This is a genomic window from Falsiroseomonas tokyonensis, from assembly GCF_019024325.1.
Classification (GTDB): Bacteria; Pseudomonadota; Alphaproteobacteria; order Acetobacterales; family Acetobacteraceae; genus Falsiroseomonas; species Falsiroseomonas tokyonensis.
Map to the genome: position 1 here is coordinate 585,554 of NZ_JAFNJS010000001.1, position 22,320 is coordinate 607,873.

The 22,320-nt window shown below is 72.7% G+C and carries 17 protein-coding genes; 13 read left to right on the forward strand and 4 right to left on the reverse strand.

The window, feature by feature from the left end:
* Window positions 1-7 precede the first annotated feature (7 nt).
* The 3 genes from J3S20_RS02685 to J3S20_RS02695 all read left to right on the forward strand — a co-directional run bounded on the left by J3S20_RS02685 (window position 8) and on the right by J3S20_RS02695 (window position 4,834).
* Complete coding sequence (locus J3S20_RS02685) at window positions 8-1,336, forward strand: putative O-glycosylation ligase, exosortase A system-associated (RefSeq protein WP_216834364.1); 1,329 nt, start codon at window positions 8-10, stop codon at window positions 1,334-1,336.
* Window positions 1,337-1,487: 151 nt separating this feature from the next.
* Complete coding sequence (locus J3S20_RS02690; RefSeq protein ID WP_216834366.1) at window positions 1,488-2,774, forward strand: glycosyltransferase family 4 protein; 1,287 nt, start codon at window positions 1,488-1,490, stop codon at window positions 2,772-2,774.
* Entirely contained in the window at window positions 2,765-4,834 is a 2,070-nt protein-coding gene (locus J3S20_RS02695) for a hypothetical protein (protein WP_216834368.1), read from the forward strand. Before J3S20_RS02690 ends, J3S20_RS02695 begins: the two co-directional genes overlap by 10 nt.
* Here the strand turns inward: J3S20_RS02695 and J3S20_RS02700 are convergent, their stop codons facing one another.
* The 3 genes from J3S20_RS02700 to J3S20_RS02710 are packed head-to-tail and all read right to left on the reverse strand — an operon-like array spanning window position 4,835 to window position 7,817.
* The gene (locus J3S20_RS02700) at window positions 4,835-5,815 is read right to left on the reverse strand and encodes a glycosyltransferase family 2 protein (RefSeq protein ID WP_216834370.1); all 981 of its coding nucleotides are present in this window, start codon (window positions 5,813-5,815) and stop codon (window positions 4,835-4,837) included.
* A 2-nt stretch (window positions 5,816-5,817) separates the two neighbouring features.
* Window positions 5,818-6,810 carry an FkbM family methyltransferase gene (locus J3S20_RS02705; RefSeq protein ID WP_216834372.1) on the reverse strand — a complete coding sequence of 331 codons (993 nt, stop codon included), beginning with the start codon at window positions 6,808-6,810 and terminating at the stop codon, window positions 5,818-5,820.
* The gene (locus tag J3S20_RS02710) at window positions 6,807-7,817 is read right to left on the reverse strand and encodes a glycosyltransferase family 2 protein (protein WP_216834374.1); all 1,011 of its coding nucleotides are present in this window, start codon (window positions 7,815-7,817) and stop codon (window positions 6,807-6,809) included. Before J3S20_RS02710 ends, J3S20_RS02705 begins: the two co-directional genes overlap by 4 nt.
* Before the next feature lie 233 nt (window positions 7,818-8,050).
* Between J3S20_RS02710 and J3S20_RS02715 the strand changes: the two genes are divergently transcribed.
* The 4 genes from J3S20_RS02715 (at window position 8,051) to J3S20_RS02730 (ending at window position 13,724) form a co-directional block, all read left to right on the forward strand.
* Window positions 8,051-9,145 carry an NAD-dependent epimerase/dehydratase family protein gene (locus J3S20_RS02715; RefSeq protein WP_216834376.1) on the forward strand — a complete coding sequence of 365 codons (1,095 nt, stop codon included), beginning with the start codon at window positions 8,051-8,053 and terminating at the stop codon, window positions 9,143-9,145.
* Window positions 9,146-9,318: 173 nt separating this feature from the next.
* Window positions 9,319-11,226, forward strand: coding sequence for an asparagine synthase (glutamine-hydrolyzing) (gene asnB / locus J3S20_RS02720; RefSeq protein ID WP_216834378.1), 1,908 nt, complete (start codon window positions 9,319-9,321; stop codon window positions 11,224-11,226).
* Window positions 11,227-11,229: 3 nt separating this feature from the next.
* The gene (locus J3S20_RS02725; RefSeq protein WP_216834380.1) at window positions 11,230-12,765 is read left to right on the forward strand and encodes an oligosaccharide flippase family protein; all 1,536 of its coding nucleotides are present in this window, start codon (window positions 11,230-11,232) and stop codon (window positions 12,763-12,765) included.
* 5 nt (window positions 12,766-12,770) lie between these two features.
* Complete coding sequence (locus J3S20_RS02730) at window positions 12,771-13,724, forward strand: DEAD/DEAH box helicase (protein WP_216834382.1); 954 nt, start codon at window positions 12,771-12,773, stop codon at window positions 13,722-13,724.
* On the opposite strand, the gene J3S20_RS02735 is transcribed toward J3S20_RS02730, so the two are convergent.
* Entirely contained in the window at window positions 13,682-14,755 is a 1,074-nt protein-coding gene (locus tag J3S20_RS02735; protein WP_216834384.1) for a GNAT family N-acetyltransferase, read from the reverse strand. The two genes, J3S20_RS02730 and J3S20_RS02735, sit on opposite strands and share 43 nt — an antisense overlap.
* Before the next feature lie 47 nt (window positions 14,756-14,802).
* On the opposite strand from J3S20_RS02735, the gene J3S20_RS02740 reads away from it, so the two are divergent.
* The 6 genes from J3S20_RS02740 to J3S20_RS02765 all read left to right on the forward strand — a co-directional run bounded on the left by J3S20_RS02740 (window position 14,803) and on the right by J3S20_RS02765 (window position 22,312).
* Window positions 14,803-17,040 (forward strand): glycosyltransferase, encoded by a 2,238-nt coding sequence (locus tag J3S20_RS02740; RefSeq protein ID WP_216834386.1) that lies wholly within the window; start codon window positions 14,803-14,805, stop codon window positions 17,038-17,040.
* Window positions 17,037-17,789 (forward strand): YdcF family protein, encoded by a 753-nt coding sequence (locus J3S20_RS02745; protein WP_216834388.1) that lies wholly within the window; start codon window positions 17,037-17,039, stop codon window positions 17,787-17,789. Before J3S20_RS02740 ends, J3S20_RS02745 begins: the two co-directional genes overlap by 4 nt.
* Window positions 17,790-18,037: 248 nt before the next feature.
* On the forward strand, window positions 18,038-18,823 hold the full coding sequence (locus J3S20_RS02750) for a PEP-CTERM sorting domain-containing protein (protein WP_216834390.1): 786 nt from the start codon (window positions 18,038-18,040) through the stop codon (window positions 18,821-18,823).
* Between the two features lie 2 nt (window positions 18,824-18,825).
* Window positions 18,826-19,938 (forward strand): GNAT family N-acetyltransferase, encoded by a 1,113-nt coding sequence (locus J3S20_RS02755; protein WP_216834392.1) that lies wholly within the window; start codon window positions 18,826-18,828, stop codon window positions 19,936-19,938.
* Window positions 19,935-21,116 carry a glycosyltransferase family 4 protein gene (locus J3S20_RS02760; protein ID WP_216834394.1) on the forward strand — a complete coding sequence of 394 codons (1,182 nt, stop codon included), beginning with the start codon at window positions 19,935-19,937 and terminating at the stop codon, window positions 21,114-21,116. Before J3S20_RS02755 ends, J3S20_RS02760 begins: the two co-directional genes overlap by 4 nt.
* On the forward strand, window positions 21,113-22,312 hold the full coding sequence (locus J3S20_RS02765; protein WP_216834396.1) for a glycosyltransferase family 4 protein: 1,200 nt from the start codon (window positions 21,113-21,115) through the stop codon (window positions 22,310-22,312). Before J3S20_RS02760 ends, J3S20_RS02765 begins: the two co-directional genes overlap by 4 nt.
* Window positions 22,313-22,320 lie beyond the last annotated feature (8 nt).

Consider the following 22,320-nt stretch of genomic DNA (forward strand, 5'->3'; position numbering starts at 1 on the left):
CCGCACGATGCGTGATGCCGTCTTCCTGCTGACCATGGTCGGCCTGCTGCCGATCGCGGTCTTCCGGCCCTTCGTCGGCGTGCTGCTGTGGTGCTGGATCTCCTTCATGAATCCGCACCGGCTGGTCTATGGCTTCGCCATGGAACAGCCCTGGGCGGCGGCCGTCTTCGCCGCCACTCTTCTGGGCTGCGTTCTGGCGCAGGAACCGAAGCGGCCGCCGCTGAATGCCATCACCGCGCTGCTGGTGGCCTTCCTGGTCTGCATCACGCTGACCACGGCGGTGGCGGCGGGGGATCCGGCGCAGGTCTGGCAGAAGTACAGCGCCGTCAGCAAGGTGCTGCTCGGCCTGCTGCTGACCGGCGCGCTGCTGACCGATCGCTGGCGCATCCACGCGCTGATCTGGGTGATGGTGATCTCGATCGGCCATTTCGGCGTGCGCGGCGGCATCTTCTCGCTGGTGACGGGCGGCAATTACCGCGTCTGGGGTCCGCCGCAGACCATGATCCACGACAACAATCACCTGGCGGCCGCCATGCTCGTCGCCACGCCGCTGATGAACTACCTGCGGCTGCAATCGCGCCACGCCCTGATCCGCTACGGCCTGGCCGCGGCCATGGCGCTGACGCTGCTGGCCGTGATCGCCAGCTATTCGCGCGGCGCGCTGCTGGGCCTCGCAGCGGTGACGCTGACGCTGTGGTGGCGCAGCCAGCGCAAGGTGGTCTCGGCCGTGGTGCTCGCCATGGCGCTGGCCGGCGGCATCACCTTCATGCCGCCGCAATGGATGGACCGGATGGAGACCATCGGCACCTACCAGGAGGACGGCTCCGCCATGGGCCGCATCGAGCTGTGGAAGATCTCCTGGCAATTGGCGCTGCGCAATCCGCTGACCGGCACCGGCTTCACCGGACCCTATACGCAATCCGTGGTGGATACCGTGCAGCCGGACGGGCCGGCGCGCGCGGTGCACAGCATCTGGTTCGAGCTGTTGGGCGAGCAGGGCTTCCCGGCGGCCTTCATCTGGCTGGCGCTGATCGTCACCGGCGCCTTCTATGCGCAGCGCATGGTGCGGATGGCGCGCGGCCGGGCGGAGTTGCGCTGGGCGCATGACCTGGGGCGCATGTCGCAGGTCTCGCTTGTCGCCTATCTGGTGGCCGGCACCTTCCTGTCGCTGAGCTACTGGGACTTCCTCTGGACTCTGCTGGTGGTGATCGGCGCCGCGCATGTCCTGGTGCGCCGCGCTTTGGCGGAGGCGCCGCAGCCGGCCACCATCACGGAGGGTACGCGGCCCGCCATCGCGTCACGCGGCTGGCGACCCAGGGGATGGCGGACCGCATGAAGACGCGCGGCGAGGAGCCCTGCCATGGATGGCCTGTATTTCCTGTTCACCCTGATCGGCGTCGCCTGGCTCTGCATCTGGTCGGCGCGGCAGAAGCCGGCGCCCGGCGGCGGCTGGTGGCCCTTCGACATGCGCGAGGAGGCGCAGCCTGATGCAATCGGACCAGACGCTGCTGGAGAGCCCCGCGTCGCGCGCCGTGGCGCCGCGCCAGAACCAGACCGCGACGCGGCCGGCTGGCGCGCTGCGGCTGCTGACCTTCAGCACCCTCTACCCCAACGCGGCGCAGCCCAATCATGGCGTCTTCGTGGAAAACCGCCTGCGCCACCTGGTCGCCAGCGGTGAGGCGACCAGCACCGTGCTGGCGCCGGTGCCCTGGTTTCCCTTCGGCCGGCTGCCCTTCGGCGGCGCGCGGCTGCAGGGCTGGACGCGCTACGCCGGCATCGCGGCGCGCGAGTCGCGGCACGGCATCACGGTGCACCACCCGCGCTTCGCGGCCCTGCCCGGCATCGGCATGCTGACCGGCCCGGCGGCGCTGCATGCCGCGGCGCGTGGCGCGCTGGCGCAGCTGATCGCGGCCGGCCATCGCTTCGATGCGATCGATGCGCACTACGCCTATCCCGATGGTGTCGCCGCGATCCGGCTCGGCCGTGAATTCGGCCTGCCGGTGGTGATCACGGCGCGTGGCTCCGACATCTCGCAGCTGCCGGACCATCGCCTGCCGCGGCGGATGATCCAGCAGGCCATCCAGCGCGCCGCGGCGCTGATTGCCGTCAGCGTCGGGCTGAAGGACGGGCTGGTGAAGCTGGGCGCACCGGCGGACAAGGTGACCGTGCTGCGCAACGGCGTGGACCTGGAGGCCTTCCGCCCGGCGGCGGAGGATCGCATGGCGCTGCGCGCCGGGCTCGGCCTGGGCGAGGGACCGCTGCTGATCTCGGTGGGCCACCTGATCCCGCGCAAGGGGCACGACCTGGTCATCCGCGCTCTGCCGCAGCTGCCCGGCCATGCGCTGATGGTGCTGGGCGAGGGGCCGGAACGCGGCGCGCTGCTGGCGCTGGCGCAGCAGCTGGGCGTGGCGGATCGCGTGCACCTGCTGGGCGCGCAGCCGCATGCGGAACTGCCGCGCTACTACAGCGCCGCCGATGCGCTGGTGCTGGCCTCGGCGCGGGAAGGCTGGGCCAATGTGCTGCTGGAATCCATGGCCTGCGGCACGCCGGTGGTGGCCAGCCCCGCCTGGGGCAGCCGCGAGGCGGTGCGCAGCCCGGCCGCCGGCCTGGTGATGCCGGAGGCGACGCCGGAGGCGATCGCCGCCACCACGCGCCGGCTGCTGGGCCTGCGCATCGATCGCGCGGCGACGCGCGCCTATGCCGAGGGCTTCGGCTGGGAGGAAACCACGGCGGGCCAGCTTTCCGTCTTTCGAAAGGTGCTGGCATGCGGCTGACCCGGAGGAGCCTGGCCGGGCTGGGCCTGGCTGGCCTGGCGCCGCCCGCCGCCCTGGCGCAGGCCGGCGTGGTGCGCAGCGTGCCGATGCCCTGCCTGGCGCAGTCCGGCGATATCGTCGCCCTGGTGCTGGAGGGCAGTGGCGCCCCGGCCCGGCGTGTGGTGACCTTCGGCCAGGTTTTCGCACCAGGCGACCTGCCACGTGGCGCTGGCCTTGCCGCGCGACTGGCGGATGGCGGCGCGGTGCCGTTGCAGGCGGATGTGAAGCTGCGGCACGCCGATGGCTCCGCCCGCTTCGCGCTGCTGGCGCTGGCCGCGCCCGCCTTGGCCGCCGGCGCGCAGGCCGGCGTGGTGCTGCATCGCGGCCCGGCCGTCGCCGGCGCGCCCTTCACGCCGGACCTCGCCCGGCGCAGCGCCATCCTGCACGTCGCGGATCAGCGGGTGGATCTGATGGCCGGGCTGCGCCAGGCGCTGCAACGGCCGACCGAGCTGTGGCAGGCCGGGCCGCAGGCGCTGCAGGCGCGCGTGATGCAGCCGATGGAGATCGGCCGCGTCACCTCGCTGCGCGTGGTGGCGGACATCACGCTGACGGCGGATGGGGGGATGGCCATCGACCTGTGGCTGCGCAACGACGGCGCCATGCGCCCGGGCGGCGGCGCCCTGGCCTATACCGCGCGCCTGCTGCTGGATGGGCGGGAGGCGCTGGTGGCCGAGCTGCCGCGCCACCACCACTATACCGGCTGGGGCCGCCTGCTGCGCAGCGGCCCGCCCCCCGCCTTCGTGCGGCCCGATGCGACCTACCTGGCGGAGGCCGGCGCGGCGCCGCGCTACGACCTGTCCACCGGCGTCGCCGCCACGCTGCTGGAAGCCATGGGCCGCCGGGTGCGGGAGGCCGAGTGGGCGCCGGCGCTCGGCCCGCGCTTCGTGACGCAGCAGATGGGCCGCACCGGCGGGCGCGCCGATATCGGGCCGATGACCATGCCGCAGGCCGCCTGGCTGCAGACCGGCGATCCGCGCGCCGCCGCCTTCGCCATCGGCCAGGCGGAAGCCGCGGGCAGCATCCCCTGGCATTTCTGGGACAGCGCCGCCGACCGCTGGATGGATACGCGGCGCTGGCCGCAGCTCTGGACCGATGGCCGCGGCGGCGCCCCGCCCGGCGGGCTGGCGCAGCCGATCGCGCAGGATACCGGCTGGAACCTGGCGTCCTCCCACCAGCCGGACCTGGCGACGCTGCCCTGGCTGCTGACCGGCCGCCGGGCATTCCTCGACGAGCTGCAGGCCCAGGCCTGCTGGTGCGTGCTGGGCCAATGGCCGCGCGCCCGCGGCAGGCCCGGCGGGCCGGGGCTGGCGGAGGGCGTGAACGTGGTGCGCAGCAACCAGGTGCGCGGCGCCGCCTGGTCGCTCCGCCAGCTCGACAACGCCGCCTGGGCCACGCCGGAGTCCGAGCCCAATGCCGATTGGCTGCGGGAGGTTGCGGCGGCGAATTGGGGCTGGATCCGCCAGCAGCTGCCGCGCTGGACCCGCGCGCAGGGCGAGGCGCATGGCTGGATCCCCGGCGAATACGGCACCCCGGGCCTGCTGCCGCCCTGGCAGCAGGACTATTTCGCCGCCATCGCCGCCGCCGCCGCACGGCGCGGCAGCGCGGATGCGCGCGCCGTGCTGGACTGGATGACCAATTTCCTTGCCGGGCGATTCCTGATGGGGCCGCAGGGTTTTGCACCCCATGACGGTGCCGCTTATCTGCTGGCGATGCAGGCGGATGCCGATGCGCGCAACCCGCTGAGCAGCTGGCGGCAGATCGGCGATGCGACGCGCGCAGCCTCGCTGTCCAATGGCGATGGCTGGAGCAAGACGGAAGGCGATTATGCACAGCTCGCGCTGCAGTCGCTCGCCGCGCTGATCGATGTGACGGAGTCGGGCGCGGCGCGCGCCGCCTATGACTGGCTATCCCGCGCTGGCGCCCCCTTCACGGGCGTCGCGGATTACCGGCGCGACCCGCTGCTGAACATCGTGCCGCGCGGTCAGCCGCGGGTGCCGGGCGCGATGCCGCGCTGCCGGTAGTCAGCGCGCGCGCAGCGAACCCAGCCGCAGCAGCGCGGCTCCGGCCAGCCGGCCCAGCGGCTGCGGCAGCGCCGCCACGCCATGCTTCACCCGGCGCAGCCCGCCGCGCCGCGCCGGCGGCAGCAGCGCATAGATAGCGCGCACGGAGGCGAAGTCCTGCCGCGCGAAGGCGGTGTCCAGCGCGGCGGCGCGGCGCGCGGCGATGCTGGCGGTGATCTCCGCGCGCAGCGGCGCCAGGGACGGCCGCTGCGCCAGCACATGTTCCAGCACCTGCGCATCGCCCAGATTCATCTTCTGCACATCGCCCGAGAAATTCGCCCCATGCTTGCGGATGGCGACCAGCGGCCGCCGCGCCACGCCGATCGGCGCGTGCTCGCCGATGCGCAGGATGGTGGCCAGGTCGCCGCTGACCGGGCGTCCGACGCTCTCGTCCCAGCCGCCGATGCCGCGCAGGAAGCCGGCCTCCGCCACCAGGGCCGAGGGAAAACAGGGCTGGAAGTGCACCAGCCGCGCCACGATCGGCGCATCGAAGACCGCCAGCTCGGCATCCAGGGCGCGCAGCCCGTCCCACCAGCCCGGCGGCGCATCGGCGAATTTGTCGCCCGGCTGCAGCTGGCCCTCGCGCAGGATGCGGAAATTGGCGAAGGCGGCGCGCAGCCCCGGCTCCGCCCGCCACAGCGCCTGCATGGTGGCCAGCATCTCCGGCTGCCACAGGTCGTCGCTGTCGCAGAAGGCCACCAGCTCGCCGCGCGCCAGCGCCAGGCCGGCATTGCGCGCCGCCAGGTCGCCGCCATTGGCGATGCGGTGGTAGAAGACGCGCGGTGCGTGGCGCGCCACCACCTCCGGGGTCTCGTCGCTGCCGCCGTCATCCACCACGATGACCTCCGCCGCCGGGTTGCTCTGCGCCAGCACGGCCTGCAGCGTCGCCGCCAGCAGCGCGGCGCGGTTGTAGGTGGGGATGACGACGGAGACGCGGCGCATGCTCAGCGGGCCTTGCGGAAGACCAGGTCCGCCAATTCGAAGTCGCGCCGCGTCAGCGGCACCAACTCGGGCGGCGGCGGGTCGATGTAGAAGTCGCCAGCATAGCGGTTCGCCACTTCGAAGGGCTGGAAGCCGGCGGCGGCGAACAGCGCCAGGAAGGCCTCCAGCGATCCGCCCAGTTGCACAAGCGCGGCGGGATTCACTTCGACGAGGATTTCCGCATCGTCCCGCAGCAGCGGCAGCACGTCACGCATGCCCTGCGCCACCAGCCACTCCGCGCCTTCCACATCCATCTTGATCAGCCGCGCCGCGCGAAGCTCCTCCAGCGGCACGATCTGGCCGAGCGGCAGGCCGTCCACCAGCGCCTCCCGCGCGCTGCCGAGGCGCGCGGCTTCCGTCGGCACGATGGTGGTGCCGCCCAGGTTGCGTTCGTCATGCAGGAAGACGGAGACGGTGCCCGGCGCCTCGGTGGCGGCCAGGTTGTAGGTCTGCACATTGGTCACGCCGTTGGTCGCCAGGTTCTGCCGCAGCCGGGCATGGATCCAGGGCGAGGCCTCGATCGCATGGACCCGCCCCCTGGGCCCCACCAGATGCGCGGCCAGCAGCGCATGGGTTCCGACATTCGCGCCGATATCCACCACCACATCGCCCGGCCGCAGCGCGGCGCGGTAGAGCGCGGTGATGGTCGGTTCCCAGACGCCGAAGAAGTACATTGTGCTGTGCACGCTGTCGGGAAAGCTGCCGGCGAAGCGGGCGCCGAAGCGCGACTGTGCCTCGATCTCCAGCCGCCGCCAGAGCAGGCGCCGCTCCACCAGGTGGCGCCACAGCCAGGCCTTGCCGAAGCGGCCTGGCATGCGCTGCAGATAGTGTCGCGTGGCGGCGCAGACGGCGCGCAACGCCGCCGTCTTCAGCCGCGCGCGGCGCGTGTCGCTGCCCGCGGTTGTGGCATGTGGCGCATCCGGGCCCTGCGACCCGGCGAAAGGGATGGCGTTCACGAGGCGCTCCGCACGGTGAATTGTTCGGCCTGGCTGTAGCGCTGCAGGTCGCGGCCCTCGGTCCCGCCGAACCAGAGGCGCAGGAAATGCGAGAGGTCGCCGAGCTCCCGCGGATCCACGAGCCAGGCGCGCAGCGCCGCATGCAGGGCAGCGCCGCGGCGCTCGGCCAGCAGGTTGTTCAGCGCCAGGCCCTTGGTGGCCTTGTAGCGGGCCCAGCGATGTTCGCGGGCGAAGCCGCGCAGCAGCGGGTCCTGCGCCGCGACGCGGTGCACGCGCAGCGAATCGAAGCGTAGCCGCGCGGCGCTGGAGGTGAGGCTCGGCCGGCCGCGACGCCAGGCATAGCCCTGCTCCTCCAGGTAATGCAGCGGCGCGAGGACGGAGAGCCGCGCCATCAGGTGGATGTCCTCGCCATAGCTCAGCCCTTCGGCGAAGCCGCCGGCCTGCTGCAGCACGCTGCGTCGCACCACCATGGCGCCCAAGTGCATCCAGAAATTGGCCAGCAGCAGGCGCGTCAGCGCCGGCCCCGCATGGCGGCGCAGACCGGGCGCCAGCGGCGTGCCCCAGACGGCGGGCAGGCCCTGCGCAGGCGTGCACTCGCCGTCCGGTTGCAGCAGGCAATGGCCGGCGCCGATCCAGGCCGCATCGGGATTCGCCGCGGCGACCGCGCCCAGCCTTTGCAGATGCCCCGGCAGCCAGAGGTCATCGGCATCGAGGAAGCCGACCCAGTCGCCGATCGCAGCCTGCAGACCCAGGTTGCGGGCGCTGGCCGGGCCGCGGTTGCGCGGGCTGCGCAGAACCAGCACGCGCCGATCCTCCGCCGCCAGCTGCTGCAGCACCTCCCGCGTCGCCTCCGAGCGCGAGGCATCGTCCACGAGCACGAGCTGCACGATGCCAGCGGCCGCGCCCCCTTCCGCCGGGGCCGGCGCCGCGCCGAGCACTGAGGCGGTCGCGGCGCGCAGCAGCGTCGGGGGGGTGTCGTAGACCGGGCAGATGAGGCTGATCCGCACCCTTCCTCCCTCCTGGCAGATGATGCGCCGGGACCATCCTCCAATTTCCCGCCTAAGGCAGCATAAAAATGATCAAATCTACCCCATTAGAATATTACACGCGCAACTCACGCTTAGCGTAATTTAGCGGACTAAAATGCATACTATCAAGAACATGCGAACCATTAATTCGAACAGTCTCTTTTGTGTAGGATCGCGCTAAGCATGGGGCATGGAAACAGCACGGTAGTCCGGTGGCATTACTTCTCGTGACAGGCGGCTGCGGCTTCATCGGCTCCCACCTCACCGCCGCCCTGCTGGCGCGCGGCGACCGGGTGCGGGTGCTCGACGATCTCTCGACCGGATCGCGCGCCAATCTGGCACCCGGAGCCACGCTGGTGGTGGGCAAGGTGGAGGATCCGGAGACGGTGCGCGCGGCGATGGAAGGCGTGGATGGCTGCTTCCACCTGGCTGCCATCGCCTCCGTCGCACGCTGCACGGAAGCCTGGCTGGAGACGCACCGCGTCAATCTCTCCGCCACCATCGCCGTGCTGGATGCAGCCCGCGCCGCCTTCGGCCGCGCCGCCATTCCCGTGGCCTATGCCTCCTCCGCCGCCATCTACGGCATGCCGGAGTTCTGCCCGCTGGATGAGGACGCGCCGGCGCGGCCGCTATCGGCCTATGGCGCGGACAAGCTGGGCTGCGAGCTGCATGCGCGCGTCGCCGGCCAGGTGCATGGCGTGCCGACGATCGGGCTGCGCTTCTTCAACGTCTATGGTCCGCGGCAGGATCCGCGCTCGCCCTATTCGGGCGTCATCTCCATCTTCTGCGAAAGGCTGAACCGTGGCCTGCCGCTGGCGATCCATGGCGATGGCCGGCAGACGCGGGACTTCGTCTTCGTCGCCGATGTGGTGGCCGCGCTGCTCGCCGCGCTGCCGATGGCAGAGACCGGCGCGCCGGTCTTTAATGTCTGCACCGGCCAGCCCAGCTCGCTGCTCGATCTTTCCGCCGCCATCGGCCGGGCCTGCGGGCAGGAGCCGCGGCTGGAACACCAGCCTGCGCGGCTGGGCGATATCCGCCATTCCGTCGGCTCCGTGCTGCGCGCCCGCCAAGCGCTCGGCCTGAAGCCGCCGGTGCCGCTGGAGGAGGGGCTGGCCGCGGTGATCGGCTGGCTGCGCGCCGGCAGCCCGATGCTGGCGGAGGTCCCGCGCGGCGCCGCGCCGCGACCGCCGCGCCGGCCTCAGCCGAAAAGCCAGCCGAGGAGCAGCGCCAGGAGGAACCAGGAGGCGACGGAAAGGCAGAGGATGACGGCGATGGACGCACGCCAGGACCAGCGGCCGGGCACCTAGGAAACCTCGGAACCGGGCGCTGCGCCGGCGCAATCCAAGCCTCGCTGACGCACCAAGCCCGTCCTCCCGCACCTGCCGGTTCAGGATGAACGCGGCTTGATCCGCCCGCAAGCGCCTTCCGGCCAACCGCGCGCGGCGCCTTACCCCGAACCGCGCGCCAGGAGAGTCCGTGCATGTGTGGCCTTGTCGGTCTGTTCCACCCGCTGGATCCCGCCATCCCGGACGGGGCGGCGTTGCGCCGCATGTCGGACCTGCTGCGCCATCGCGGCCCCGATGGCGAGGGCCAGCATCTGGAGGCGCATCTGGGCCTCGGCCATCGCCGGCTGGCCATCGTCGACCTCGCCGGTGGCCACCAGCCGATGGCGACGGAGGATGGCCGCGTGGTGATCTCCTTCAACGGGGAGATCTACAACCATGCCGCCCTGCGCAGCACACTGCAGGGGCTGGGCCACGTCTTCCGCACGCGGTCGGATACCGAGGCCATCCTGCTCGGCTGGAAGGCCTGGGGCCTTGCGGTGCTGGACCGGCTGGACGGCATGTTCGCCTTCGCGCTGTGGGACCGCGACCGGGGCGAATTGCTGCTGGCGCGCGACCGGCTGGGCGAGAAGCCGCTGCATTATGCGCGGCTGCCGGGCGGCGGCTGGGCCTTCGCCTCCGAATTGCAGCCGCTGCTGGCGCTGCCGGGCCTGGCGCGCGCATTGAACCCGGCGGCGGTCGAGGACTTCCTGGCGCTCGGCTACGTCCCCGATCCGCACAGCATCCATGCCGGCATCCAGCGCCTGCCGCCGGCGCATGCGCTGCTGCTGCAGCGCGGCCGGCCGGAACCCGCGGCGCTGTATCGCTACTGGCAGCCGCCGACGCGCGCCGCCGCGGCGCCGGACGATGCGCCGGCCGAACTGGCGCAGCGGCTGGATGACGCGGTGCGGGCGCGGCTGATGGCCGATGTGCCGCTCGGCGCCTTCCTCTCCGGCGGGCTCGATTCCGGCGCCGTCACCGCGCTCGCCGCCCGCGCCCATGCCGGCATCGACAGCTTCACCATCGGCTTCGAGGGGCCGGAGGATGAAAGCGCCACCGCCGCCGCCGTCGCCGCGCGCTACGGCACGCGCCACCATGCGCAGGCGGCGACCGCCGACTACCTGGCCGCCGCGCGCGGCCAGGCGGCGCTGTTCGGCGAGCCCTTCGGCGACCATTCCTCGGTGCCCACGCTGGCCGTCTGCACCCTGGCGCGGCGGCACGTCACCGTGGCCCTGTCCGGCGATGGCGGCGACGAGGTCTTTGCGGGCTATCGCCGCTACCGCTTCCACCGCCTGTCGGAAGGCGTGCGGCGGCTGCTGCCCGCCGGGGTGCGGCGCCAGGTCATCGGCCGGCTGGCCGCGGCCTATCCCGTGCTGGCCGGCGCGCCGCGCTGGCTGCGCGCGCGCAATACGCTGACGGAGCTCAGCCTGGACAGCGCGCTGGGCTATTACCGCACCGTCTGCAAGCTGCAGGATGCGCGGCGCCGTGCGCTGCTCTCGCCGGCCATGCGCGGCGCGCTGGACGGGCACGATCCCTCCGCCCGCTTCGTGGCGCTGATGGCCGAATGCGATCCGGAGGATGCGCTGCTGCAGGCGCAATATGCCGATCTGCATACCTACCTGCCCGGCGATATCCTGACCAAGCTGGACCGCACCAGCATGGCCGTGTCGCTGGAGGTGCGGCCGCCGCTGCTGGCGCATGGGCTGGTGGAATGGGGCATGGCGCTGCCGGCCCATCTGAAGCTGCGCGGCGGCACCGGCAAGCAGGTGCTGCGCCAGGCCATGGCGCCGCTGCTGCCCGATGCGGTGCTGCACGGCCCGAAGTGCGGCTTCGCCCAGGGCATCGCCGAACAGTTCCGGGCGCGGGCGGAAACGGTGCGGGCGCGCCTGACCGGAGAGGCGATGCTGGACAGCGGCCTGTTCGACGCCTCGGCGCTGACCCGGCTGGTGGATGAACATGCCAGCGGCGCCGCCGACCATGCGCAGCCGATCTGGCAGCTGCTGGTGATGGAAGGCTTCCTGCGCGGCACCGCCCAGCCGGCCGAAGCCGAGATGGCGCAGGCCTGATCGATGGCGCGCGAGACGCAGCAGGAGGCGCAGGGCAGCATCCTGGCCCGCACCGCCTTCGGCGCCGCCTGGGTGGTGGCCTGGCGGATGGCGACGCGGCTGATGGGCCTGGTCAGCACGCTGATCCTGGTGCGGCTGCTGGCGCCGGAGGATTTCGGCCTGATCGCCCTCGCCTCCTCCTTCGCCGTGGCGCTGGAGGTCTGCCTGGTGCTGGGCGTGGAGGACCAGATCGTCCGCGCCAAGGCCCCCGACCGGGCGATGTACGACACCGGCTTCACGCTGAACCTGCTGCGCGGGCTGCTGGTGGGCACGCTGGTCTGGCTGGCCGCCGGGCCGGCCGCCGGCTTCTTCGGCGATGCGCGGCTGGAACCGGTGCTGCTGGCACTGGCGCTGTCGGCGGCGCTCAGCGGGCTGACCAATATCGGCGCGGTGGAGTTCCGGCGGAATCTGCGCTTCGAGCGTGAATTCGCGCTGAACCTCTATCCGCGCCTGCTCGGCATCGTCGTGACGATCGGGCTGGCCTTCCTGGTGCGCAGCCACTGGGCGCTGGTGGCCGGCATCTTCGTCAACCGCTGCGGCCTGGTGCTGATGAGCTACATCCTGCACCCCTATCGCCCGCGGCTGACGCTGGTGGCCTGGCGCGGCCTGGCCGGCGTCTCCGCCTGGACCTGGGCGCTCAGCGTCACCAACATGGTGAAGGACCGCTCCGAAAGCCTGGTGATCGGCCGTGTGCTGGGCCCGACCTCGGTCGGCCATTACGCCGTGGGGCTGGAAGTCGCGATCCTGCCATCCTCCGAGCTGGTGGATCCGGTCTGCCGCGCCTGCATGCCCGGCTTCGCCGCCAGCCATCGCAGCGAGGCCGATGCCGGCCAGGCCAATTACCTGCGCATCTGCGCCCTGCTGGCGCTGCTGACCCTGCCGGCCGGCATCGGGCTTTCGGCGGTGGCGGGGCCCGTCATCGCGCTCGGCTTCGGCCAGGCCTGGCTGGAGGCGGTGCCGGTGGTGGTGATTCTCGGCATCGCCAGCGTGCTGACGCCCTTCGGCAATGTCAGCAGCGCGATGCTGGTGGCGCATACGCGGCTGTCGACGCTGATCGCCATCGCGCTCGGCGCGGGGGCGACGCGGCTCGGGCTGCTGCTGCTGCTGACACCGGGCCACGGGCTGTTCGGCGCCGCGCTCGCGGTGGGAATCGCGGTGCTGGCGGAGCACATGGTGCTGGTGCAACGCGCCCTTTCGCTGCTGCGGCTCAGCTTCGCACGGCTGCTGCGGCAGCTCTGGCGGCCGGCGCTGGCCACCGCCGCCATGGCGGCGCTGCTCTGGACCTCGGGCCTCGGCTGGGCCGGGGCGCCGGATGCCCCCGGGCGCGCGGCGCTGCGGCTGCTGGAAGGCGTGGCGCTGGGCAGCGTGAGCTACCTGGCGTTGCTCGTCACGCTCTGGCTGCTGTCGGGCCGGCCGACGGGTGCCGAGGCGGATCTGCTGGCGCTGGTGCGGCGCATGCTGGGCCGGCTCGGCCAGCTTCGCGTGCTGTCCCGCGCATGAACGCGATGCCGGACCCTGCGGCCGGGCCCGCGCGCTGGTCCGTCGGCGTCTTCGGCCGCAACGAGGCAGCGCGCATCGGCGCCTGCCTGCGCGCCATCGCGCGCGCGGCGGCGGAGGTGCGGGCGGAGGCGGTGCCGCATGTCACCGTGCTGCTGAACGGCACCACCGACGATTCGCCGGCGCTGGCCGCCGCGGCGCTGCGCGAAGCGGGGCTGGCCGGCGAAGTGCACCAGGTGCCGCATGCGGACAAGTCGCATGCGCTGAACCTGTTCCTGCATGAGCTGCGGCCGCCGGCCACGCTGTATTTCTGCATCGACGCCTATGCCGAAATCTGGCCGGATTCGCTCCGCCACCTGGCCCGCCGCCTGGAACGGCAGCCGGAGGCGCTGGCCGCCGCCGCGGTGCCGAGCAGCGGCCGCAGCGCGGACGCGCTGCGCCAGGGCATGTTGCGCCATTCCGGCCTGCACGGCTCGCTCTTCGCGCTGCGCGCCACCTTCGTGGAACGGCTGGCGAGCGCCGGGCTGCGGCTGCCCATCGGGCTCTATCGTGGCGACGGGTTGCTCGGCTCCTTCCTGCTGCACGACCTCGACGCCGCGAAGGGCGGCTGGGAGGGATGGCGCATCGCGGTGGAGCCGGCGGCCAGCTGGACCACGCCGCGCTGGCAGCCCTGGCGCTGGCAGGATCTGCGCCGCCATCTGCACCGGCTGGTGCGGCAGGGCCGCGGGCGGCTGGAATCGGCGGCGCTGCGCCAGGCGATCTACACCGATGGCTTCGCGGGCCTGCCGAAGGATGCCGATGCCATGCTGCGCGACTGGATCGCCGCCGATCCGCGGGCGCGCCGCCCGAAGCTGTGGCGCGACCCCTTCGCCTGGCTGGCCCTCGCGCGGCTGCGTCACGCCGCGCCGCCGGCGCCGGATCAGCTGCGGCCGCGCCTGGTGCTGCGGAACGAGGCAGCATGAGGACGCAGCACCTGCCAGGCGCGCAGCGCCATGCCCGTGGGCGACCAGCGCGGCACCAGCTCCACCCAGAACAGCGGCGCGCTGTGCGGCGCCAGGCTGCGCTTGTAGCGGTCGTCGCCGCCGAGGAAGTCATACACGCCATCGCCGCGCGAAAGGCTTTCGGCGATGGCCATCGCATGGCAGGCGAGGCCCGGCCGGGCCTGCGGATCCGTGAAGGGCGCGAAGCCGCTCTGATAGGCGGAGACGCGGCCGCGCAGCCGGAAGTTGTACAGGATGCCGAGCGTCGCGGGGCCGGCGCGCAGTTCCAGCAGATCGATCTCGTCGCGCGGAAAGCTGCGCGCCACCAGCGCGGCGTGGAAGCGCCGCAGCCAGGGGGTGGCGAAGGCGCCGGGCTTGCCGCGGGCCTGCCAGCTCGCCTCGTGCAGCGCGATCATCCGGCCCAGCATTGCCTGCGCCTCGGCCTCATCCGCCGCGCGATGCAGCGCCAGCGGGCCCATTCCGGAAAAGTGCCGCAGGGTCCGGCGGATCTGCTGGCGGGCATTGGCGCTCAGCGAGGCCAGATGGTCGCCGCCGGCCGCGCGGATCGCATCCAGGTCGACGAAGGGCGCCTGGCGTTCCTGGCAGCGCAGCGCCACGCCCGGTGCTGCGGCCAGCACCGCCGGCGGCACGCCGCCCAGCAGCAGCCGCCGAACATCTGGCGCGGCCGCGGCAGCGCGCAGCAGCGCGGCGCAAAGGCCGGGTTCTTCCAGCATCAGGGGGCCGTTATGCTCGACGAAGGGCGCATCCCGCGCCGGATCGCCGCTCTCGCCAAGGCAGAGCCGGCCGCCGCGCCGGTTGCACAGCGCGAGAGCCACCACCTGGCCGCGGCTTTCGGCGCGCAGCAGCAGCGCATCGTCGAAGCGCTCCTCCGCCAGGCAGCCCACCCAGCTCCAGCTGCGGAAGAAGGACAGGCTTTCGACCCGCGCCTCCAGGGCGCGCCATTCCTCGCCGAGCTCGATCAGGTCGGGGCGGCGAATGAGGTCGATCTTCATTGCCGCCATGCAGCGCGAAGCCCGGCCGCCGCGCAAGGGGGGCGGGCATGACCCGCGCGGATGTGCGCAGGCCCGGCCGGGTGCTGCATGTGCTGAAATACTACCGCCCCGCCTTCACCGGCGAAGGCGTGTTTCTCGAACGCAGCAGCGCCGTGATGCAGGAGCTTGCGCCGGAGCTGGGGCACGACCTGCTGGTGACGCATACGCCGCGCCCGCCGCAGGACCCGGCGGCCTGCACCACGATCGGCCACGTCATCTACCTCTCGGATCATCCGCTCGGCACGCTGCGGCGGCAGCTGCGCATGGCGGCCTGGTTCCTGGCGAACCTGCATCGCTATCGCGTGGTGCATGTCCGCACCCATGCCGACTGGTACTTCGTCACCTATCTGCTGGCCCGGCTGGCGCGGCGGCGGCTGATCCTTTCCGCCACGCTGGATGACAGCCTGCCGGTGCTGATCAACCAGTACCGCCCCAGCCTGCGCCGGCTGGCGGCGCGCGGCTTCAGGCTGTTCGACGGCTATGTCAGCATCAGCCCCAAGCTGGATGCGGAAACCCGCGGCATCGCCCCCGCCGCGCGCTGCCACCTGATCCCCTGCGGCGTCAGCATCCCCCTGGCCCCGCCGGATGGCCGCGCCCGGATGCGCCAGAACCTCGGCATCGGGGCGGAGGAGCTGGTGCTGCTCTTCGTCGGCGGGCTGGGCGCGCGCAAGGATCCGCTGTTCCTGGTGCGTGCCCTGCCGCGCATCCTGGCGGCGCGGCCGGATACGCGGCTGATCCTGGTCGGCCCGGTGCTGGAGGAGGCGCATCTGGAGGCGATCCGCGGCGTCATCGCGGCCCGGAACCTCGGCGACCGCGTCATCCTGGCCGGCGAGCAGCGCGACCCGCACCCTTATTTCCTCGCCGCCGATATCCTGGTCTTCGCCTCCCACCTCGAAGGCTTCGGCACCGTGGTGCCGGAGGCGATGGCGCATGGCCTGCCCGTGGTGGTGCGCCACCTGCCCGGCGTGAACGACAGTTTCGTACTCCAGGACGAAACCGGCTACCTGTTCGATGACGAGGAGGGCTACGTCGCCGCCGTCACCAGCCTCGCCGCGGATGCCACGCTGCGCGCGCGGCTGGGCGCGGAAGGGCGCAAGCTGGCGCGCGGCCGCTTCGGCATGCGCGGCGTCGCGGAACGCTACCTGGCCGTCTATGGCACGAAGCTGGATCCGGTGGCGCCGGAGGAGACGCGCCTCGGCGCCACCGCCTCCGTGCTCGACCGCCGCTTCCACGCGCCGCTTGCGCCACCGGCTGATTCTCCGCCGCTGCTGATCACCATGGTGGATGCGGAGGAGGCCTTCGACTGGTCCGGCCCCTTCCGCCGCGATGCGCCGGATGTCGCCTCCATGTCCGCGCAGGAAAGGGCGCATCGGATCTTCGAGAAGCACGGTGTGGTGCCGCTGTACCTGGTGGACTATCCGGTGGCGACGCAGGAGGCCGGGCGCGCGCCGCTGCGCGAGCTGCTGGCCGATGGCGCCTGCGAGATCGGCGCGCAGATGCACCCCTGGGTGACCCCGCCCTTCACCGAGGAGGTGAACGAGCGCAACAGCTATGCCGGCAACCTGCCGGTGGACCTCGAGCTCGCCAAGGCACGCTGCCTGACCGATGCGCTGGCCGAGGCCTTCGGCGAGGCGCCGCGGATCTATCGCACCGGCCGCTTCGGCGCCGGGCCGCGCACGGCCGATATCCTGAAGTCGCTTGGCTACCTGGCCGATAGCAGCGTGACGCCGCATTGGCCGGCCGGGGGCGTCACCGGCGGCCCTGCCGGCAACTGGGCCTTTTCCGCCAAGCCCTATTGGACCGATCGCGACCGCACGTTGCTGGAGATCCCGGTCTCCGCCGCGCTGGTCGGCCATCTGGCCGGCACGCGCGCGGAAGGCCTGGCGCCGCAGATTTTCGGCCGAGGCGGGGAACGCCTGCGGCTCGGCGGCGCACTGGCGCGCTTCGGCCTGCTGGAGCGGATCCGGCTGAGCCCCGAGGGCATGACGCTGGAGGAGGCGAAGCGGCTGACGCGTCATATGCTGGCGCAAGGCCATCGCAGCTTCGTGCTGACCTATCACTCGCCGTCGCTGGCACCGGGCAATACACCTTATGTGCGGGATGCGGCGCAGCTGGCGCGCTTCCTCGGCTGGCTGGACGACTACTACGCCTTCTTCCGGGAGGAGGTCGGCGGCCGCTTCGGCAGCTGGCGGGACCTGCGCGGCGTCGCGCCGGCCGGGCGCGCCACCGCGACGGTCGCCGCGTGACCCTGCTGCAGAACATCCTGGCGCCGCTGCTGCTGCCGCCGCTCGGGCTGGTGCTGCTGGGGATCCTCGCCGGCCTGGTGGCGGCGCGGCGCGCCGGGCGCGCCTGGCCGGGGCTGCTGGCGGCGATATCGGGCTGCGGCGTGCTGCTGCTGGCCACGCCGCTGGCCGCCGGGCTGCTGGTGCATTCGCTGCAGCCCGAGATGCCGCCGGCCGGCTTGCCGCCGGCGGCGATCATCATCCTCGGCGGCGACATGACCGAGGGGCAGCAGGGCGCCGATATCGGGCAGCTGACGCTGGAACGGCTGCGCGCCGGCGCCGCGCTGCACCGCGCCAACGGCCTGCCGATCCTGGTGACCGGCGGCGTGCTTTCCGCCGGGCGGCCGCCACTGGCTTCCCTGATGGCGCGCAGCCTGCAGGCCGATTTCGGCGTGACGGCGCGCTGGGTGGAACCGCGCGCGGCCGATACGCGGGAGAATGCGGCCTTCTCCGCCGCGCTGCTGCGCGAGGCCGGCGTGCCCGCGGCGCTGCTGGTGACGCAGGGCTGGCACATGCCACGCGCGCTCGACGCCTTCGCGCGGCAGGACTTTCCGGTGCAGCCGGCGCCGGTGCGCATCGCGCGCGCGCCGCGGCTCGGATGGTCCGCGCTGGCCCCGCGCGCAGATCACCTGCTGGAAAGCTGGTTCGCCATCCACGAATGGGCCGGGCGCGCCTTCTATGCGCTGCGCGACGGCAGGGTGGCACGCCCATGATGACCACCCCCAGGATGCGTGCCAAGGCGGGCCGGCTTGTCGACACGATTTACAAGCCTGCCCCAATTCGGCGGGAATGCCCGACAAGCTTTTGTTCTAGAACGAGAAAAATTGTGGCAGGCAGCTTGCTTATGACGATGGCGGCAAGGCTGGGGCGGATGGTCCGCACCGGGGGCCTCGACCAGGCCGTCCCGCAGGGGGTCCCCCAGGGGGTCCCACAGGGGCGGCAGCAACGGAGCGTATGTGCCATGCGTCTTCCATCCCTGAAACAGCTTGTCGTCGCCATCACCATGGCGGCGACCGGAACCGCCTCCGCGGGTGTCATTCGTGTCGACGAGGCCGCCTTCCAGGCCGGCGCCGGCCTGATCACCTTCAGCGAGTTTGCCCTCGGCACCGTCAACCCCGTCTATACCCCCGCCGCCTATGGCGGCGGCGGCGGGTCGCCCGACGTCACCTTCGACGGCTACTTCACCGGTCAGAGTCCGGGCGCCGGCAATCCGGCCGCCTGCCCGGCCGGTGCGGCCGTCTCCGGCTGCGTTCTCGGCAACCCGACCGGCCCGCTGAGCCTCGACTCCGCCTCCCCGAACACCTTCATCACGACGGACGGTGCCAATCCGACCTCGCCGGTGCTGTCCGGCACACCGAGGTTTAACGGCTCCATCGCCATCCTGTTTTCCAGCGCGCAATTCGGCGTGGGTCTCAGCGGCGGCTTCTTCAATGCGGTCGGCGGCACCGCCATCACCGCCTTCGACGCGGCCGGCAATGTCATCGGCAGCGTGTCGAACACCGGCCTGGGCATCGAATTTCTCGGCCTGGTGACGGATAACGGCCAGGCGGAGATCGCCGGGCTGCTGTTCTCCCTGGTGGGCGAGGAACCGGCCGGCTTCGCCATCGACAACCTGCGCTTCGGCCAGCGCGGCCAGGTGATCGAACCGACGCCGGTGCCGGAGCCCGCCTCCATCGCGCTGTTCGGCCTGGGCCTCGCGGGTCTGACCGCGCTGCGGCGCCGCGCGCGTCGCCACCCGGCCGCCTGAGCTTGCCCCAGGCCGAGACCTTCGCCGTGCCGGCCTCCGGCACGGCCCCAACCTGCCCCGCCGGCGCATCGCGCGCCGGCGGAAAGCTGCGCCTGCTGCCGCTGCCGCAGCGCCGCCTGCCCGACTGGTGCGACCGCTTCCTGCAGCCGGTCGGCGCAGGCGATATCTTCGCCACGCGGCTCTGGTACGACACGACGCTGGCGCATGCCCTTCCCGCGGGGGCGGTGCCGCTGCTCGGGCTATGCGAGGCCGAGAGCGCCCTGCTGCCGCTGCTGCGCGGGCGACGCGGCGCGCTGCTCAGCCTCACCACCCCCTATTCGCTCACCTGGCGGCCACTGCCCTCGCTGGTCTCCGGCCCCTGTGCGATGCATGCGGCGGGCGCCAGCTTCGGCGCGGCGCTGCGCTTTCGCGCACCGGTGCGGCTGGAAGCCCTGGCCGAGGATACGCCGGGGCTGGAGGATTGGCTGGCCGGGATCGGCTCCGCCGGCCTTGCCGTCCAGCGCTATCGCCACTTCGGCAATTGGCACGAGGCGCTGGTGCCTGGCGCCGGCTGGTCCGGCTACCTGGCGGCCCGCCCGCCGGCGCTGCGCAGCACCGTGCGCCGCAAGATGGAGCGCGCCGGCCGCGACTTCCGCTTCGAGATGCAGACCGCCCCCGGTCCGGCGCTGGACCGCGCCATCGCCGGCTATCTGGAGGTGCATGCGGGCAGCTGGAAGCCGGCCGAGCCCGCCCCGGGCTTCGACCCCGCGCTGATGCGCGCCGCCGCGGCGCTGGGCGTGCTGCGGCTTGGCCTGCTGCGCGATGCGGCGGGCCAGGCGGTGGCGGCGCAATACTGGCTGGTCTCCGCCGGGCGCGCCTGGCTGCTGAAGCTCGCGCATCTGCAGGCGAGCCGCGCGGCCTCACCGGGCACCGCGCTGACGGCGATGATGATCCGCCACCTGATCGAGGAGGAAGCCGTGCAACACCTGGATTTCGGTCGCGGCGACGATGCCTACAAAGGCCTGTGGGTGGCCGCGCGGCGGCAGCGCATCGGGCTGGTTCTGGCGCATGCGGGCCATCCGCTCGGGCTGCTTGCGCTGCTGCGGCGGCGGGCGGCGGGATGGCTCGGCCGATGAGGATTCTCTACAGCCACCGCATCCGGTCCCGCGATGGGCAAGGCGTGCATCTGGACGCCATGGTGGCCGCGCTGCGGGCGGCCGGGCATGAGGTGCGCGTGACCGGCCCCGCGGGCTACGACAAGGCGGCGCTGGGCGGCGAAAGCCGCGGCCTGGCGCGGCTGCGGCGCCTGCTGCCGGCCTGGGCGCAGGCGCTGGCGGAGATCGGCTATGCGGTGCCCGCCACCTGGCGTCTGCACCGCGCCGCCGCCGCCTTCCGGCCCGATGTGATCTACGAGCGCGCCAATCTGTACCACGTGGCGGGCCGCATCGTGGCGCGCACGCACGGCGTGCCGCTGCTGCTGGAGGTGAATGCGCCGCTGGCGGAGGAACGCGCGAAGTTCGGCGGCCTCGGCCTGCCGCGCCTTTCCGCCTGGATCGAGCGCTTCGCATGGCGCGGCGCGCAGCGCGTGCTGCCGGTGACGGAGGTGCTGGCCGGGCGTGTCGCCGCCGCGGGCGTGCCGGCCGCGCGCATCACCGTGGTGCCGAACGGCATCGACCTGGCGGAATTCCCCGAAGCCGTGGCGACCCCAGTTCGGGACACGCTGGTGCTGGGTTTCGTCGGCTTCGTGCGGGACTGGCACGGGCTGGACAAGGCGCTGCACGGCATCGCCGCCTGGCGCGGCGAGCGGGCGCTGTCGCTGGTCGTCGTCGGCGATGGCCCGGCGCGGCCGGGGCTGGAGCGGCTGGCACGCGACCTCGGCATCGCCGATCGCGTCCACTTCACCGGCCTGGCCGCGCGGGAAGAAATCCCGGCGCTGGTCGCCGGCTTCGACATCGCGCTGCAGCCCGCCGCAGTTCCCTATGCCTCTCCCTTGAAAGTCTTCGAATACATGGCTGCTGCCCGCGCGATCGTCGCCCCCGACCAGGCCAATCTGCGGGAGGTGCTGCGCGACGGCGAAACCGCGCTGCTGTTCGATCCGTCGGAAGCCGGCGGCTTCTGGGGCGCGGTCGCGCGGCTGGCGCAGGATGACGGGCTGCGCGCGCGGCTCGGCACCGCGGCACGGGCGGAGGTGGTGTCGCGCGACCTGACCTGGGCCGGCAATGCCCGCCGCGTCGTGGCGATCGCGGAGGCAGAGCGCGCGGCGCTGCGGCCGGATGGCGCGCCAGCGAAGCTGCCGCGGCGGTCGCTGGCATGAGCCCGCCGATGATGCCGGAGGCCGGCATGGCGGCACGGCTGGCCGATGCCGAACGCGTGCCGCGGCCGGGGCGGATGCAGGGCGCGGAACAGGCCGGCAGGCCGGCGCAACCCCGGCTGGTGATGCATGTCTTCCCCAGCTTCGCCGTGGGCGGCGCGCAGGTGCGCTATGCCGCGCTGGCCAACCGCTTCCGCGCGCGCTGGCGGCATGTGGTGGTGCCGCTGGATGGCAATGGCGCCTGCGCGGCGCGCATCGGCCCGCAGGTGCCCTTCACCCTGCTGGATCCGCCGCGCGCGCGCGGCACGGCGGGGCGGATCTGGCAGATCCAGTCGCTGCTGCGCCGGCTGCGCCCGGATGTGCTGGTGACCGGCAATTGGGGCAGCATGGATTGGGCGATCGCCCAGCACGCCATCCCCGGCCTGCGCCACCTGCATATCGAGGACGGCTTCGGGCCGGAGGAAGCCGCGCAGCAGTTCCGCCGCCGCGTGCTGGCACGGCGCTGGGCGCTGCGGCGCAGCACCGTGGTGCTGCCATCCGTCACGCTGCTGCGCCTGGCGCAGGAAGAATGGCGGCTGCCGCGGGGCCGGCTGCGCTACGTGCCGAACGGCCTGGACCTGAATCGCTTCCGCCCGGACGGGCCGGTGGCCAGCCCGGCCCCCGGCCCGGCCGAGGTCCCGCTGATCGGCACGGTGGCGGCGCTGCGACCGGAGAAGGCGCTGGACCGGCTGCTGCGCGCCTGCGCGCTGCTGGCGCGCCGCCGCACCCCCTTCCGGCTGGCGATCCTGGGCGATGGGCCGGACCGGGCGCGTCTGCAGGCGCTGGCGGCGGAACTCGGCATCGAAGGCCTGGTGACCTTCGCCGGCCATGTGCCCGACCCTGCCGCCGCCTATCGGTCCTTCGACGTCTTCGCGCTGTCCTCCGATACCGAGCAGATGCCCTTCTCGGTGCTGGAGGCGATGGGCACGGGCCTGGCGGTGGCCTCCACCGATGTGGGCGATGTCTCCGCCATGCTCGCCGCGCCGAACCTGCCCTTCGTGACGCCGAAGGACGATGCCGACTTCGCCATCGCCCTGGCGACGCTGCTGGAAGAGCCGGAGCGGCGACGCTCCATCGGCGCCGCCAACCGGTCCCGCGCCGTGCTGGATTTCAGCGAGGAGGCGATGTTCCAGTCGTACGCCGCGCTGATCGAGGGCTGATCCGCGGC

Excerpts from the sequence above, each read along its gene's own strand:
- J3S20_RS02685 (WP_216834364.1), top strand. The coding sequence starts at position 8 with ATGCGTGATGCCGTCTTCCTGCTGACCATGGTCGGCCTGCTGCCGATC.
- J3S20_RS02690 (WP_216834366.1), top strand. The coding sequence starts at position 1,488 with ATGCAATCGGACCAGACGCTGCTGGAGAGCCCCGCGTCGCGCGCCGTG.
- J3S20_RS02695 (WP_216834368.1), top strand. The coding sequence starts at position 2,765 with ATGCGGCTGACCCGGAGGAGCCTGGCCGGGCTGGGCCTGGCTGGCCTG.
- J3S20_RS02700 (WP_216834370.1), bottom strand. The coding sequence starts at position 5,815 with ATGCGCCGCGTCTCCGTCGTCATCCCCACCTACAACCGCGCCGCGCTG.
- asnB (WP_216834378.1), top strand. The coding sequence starts at position 9,319 with ATGTGTGGCCTTGTCGGTCTGTTCCACCCGCTGGATCCCGCCATCCCG.
- J3S20_RS02725 (WP_216834380.1), top strand. The coding sequence starts at position 11,230 with ATGGCGCGCGAGACGCAGCAGGAGGCGCAGGGCAGCATCCTGGCCCGC.
- J3S20_RS02730 (WP_216834382.1), top strand. The coding sequence starts at position 12,771 with ATGCCGGACCCTGCGGCCGGGCCCGCGCGCTGGTCCGTCGGCGTCTTC.
- J3S20_RS02735 (WP_216834384.1), bottom strand. The coding sequence starts at position 14,755 with ATGAAGATCGACCTCATTCGCCGCCCCGACCTGATCGAGCTCGGCGAG.
- J3S20_RS02740 (WP_216834386.1), top strand. The coding sequence starts at position 14,803 with ATGACCCGCGCGGATGTGCGCAGGCCCGGCCGGGTGCTGCATGTGCTG.
- J3S20_RS02750 (WP_216834390.1), top strand. The coding sequence starts at position 18,038 with ATGCGTCTTCCATCCCTGAAACAGCTTGTCGTCGCCATCACCATGGCG.
- J3S20_RS02760 (WP_216834394.1), top strand. The coding sequence starts at position 19,935 with ATGAGGATTCTCTACAGCCACCGCATCCGGTCCCGCGATGGGCAAGGC.
- J3S20_RS02765 (WP_216834396.1), top strand. The coding sequence starts at position 21,113 with ATGAGCCCGCCGATGATGCCGGAGGCCGGCATGGCGGCACGGCTGGCC.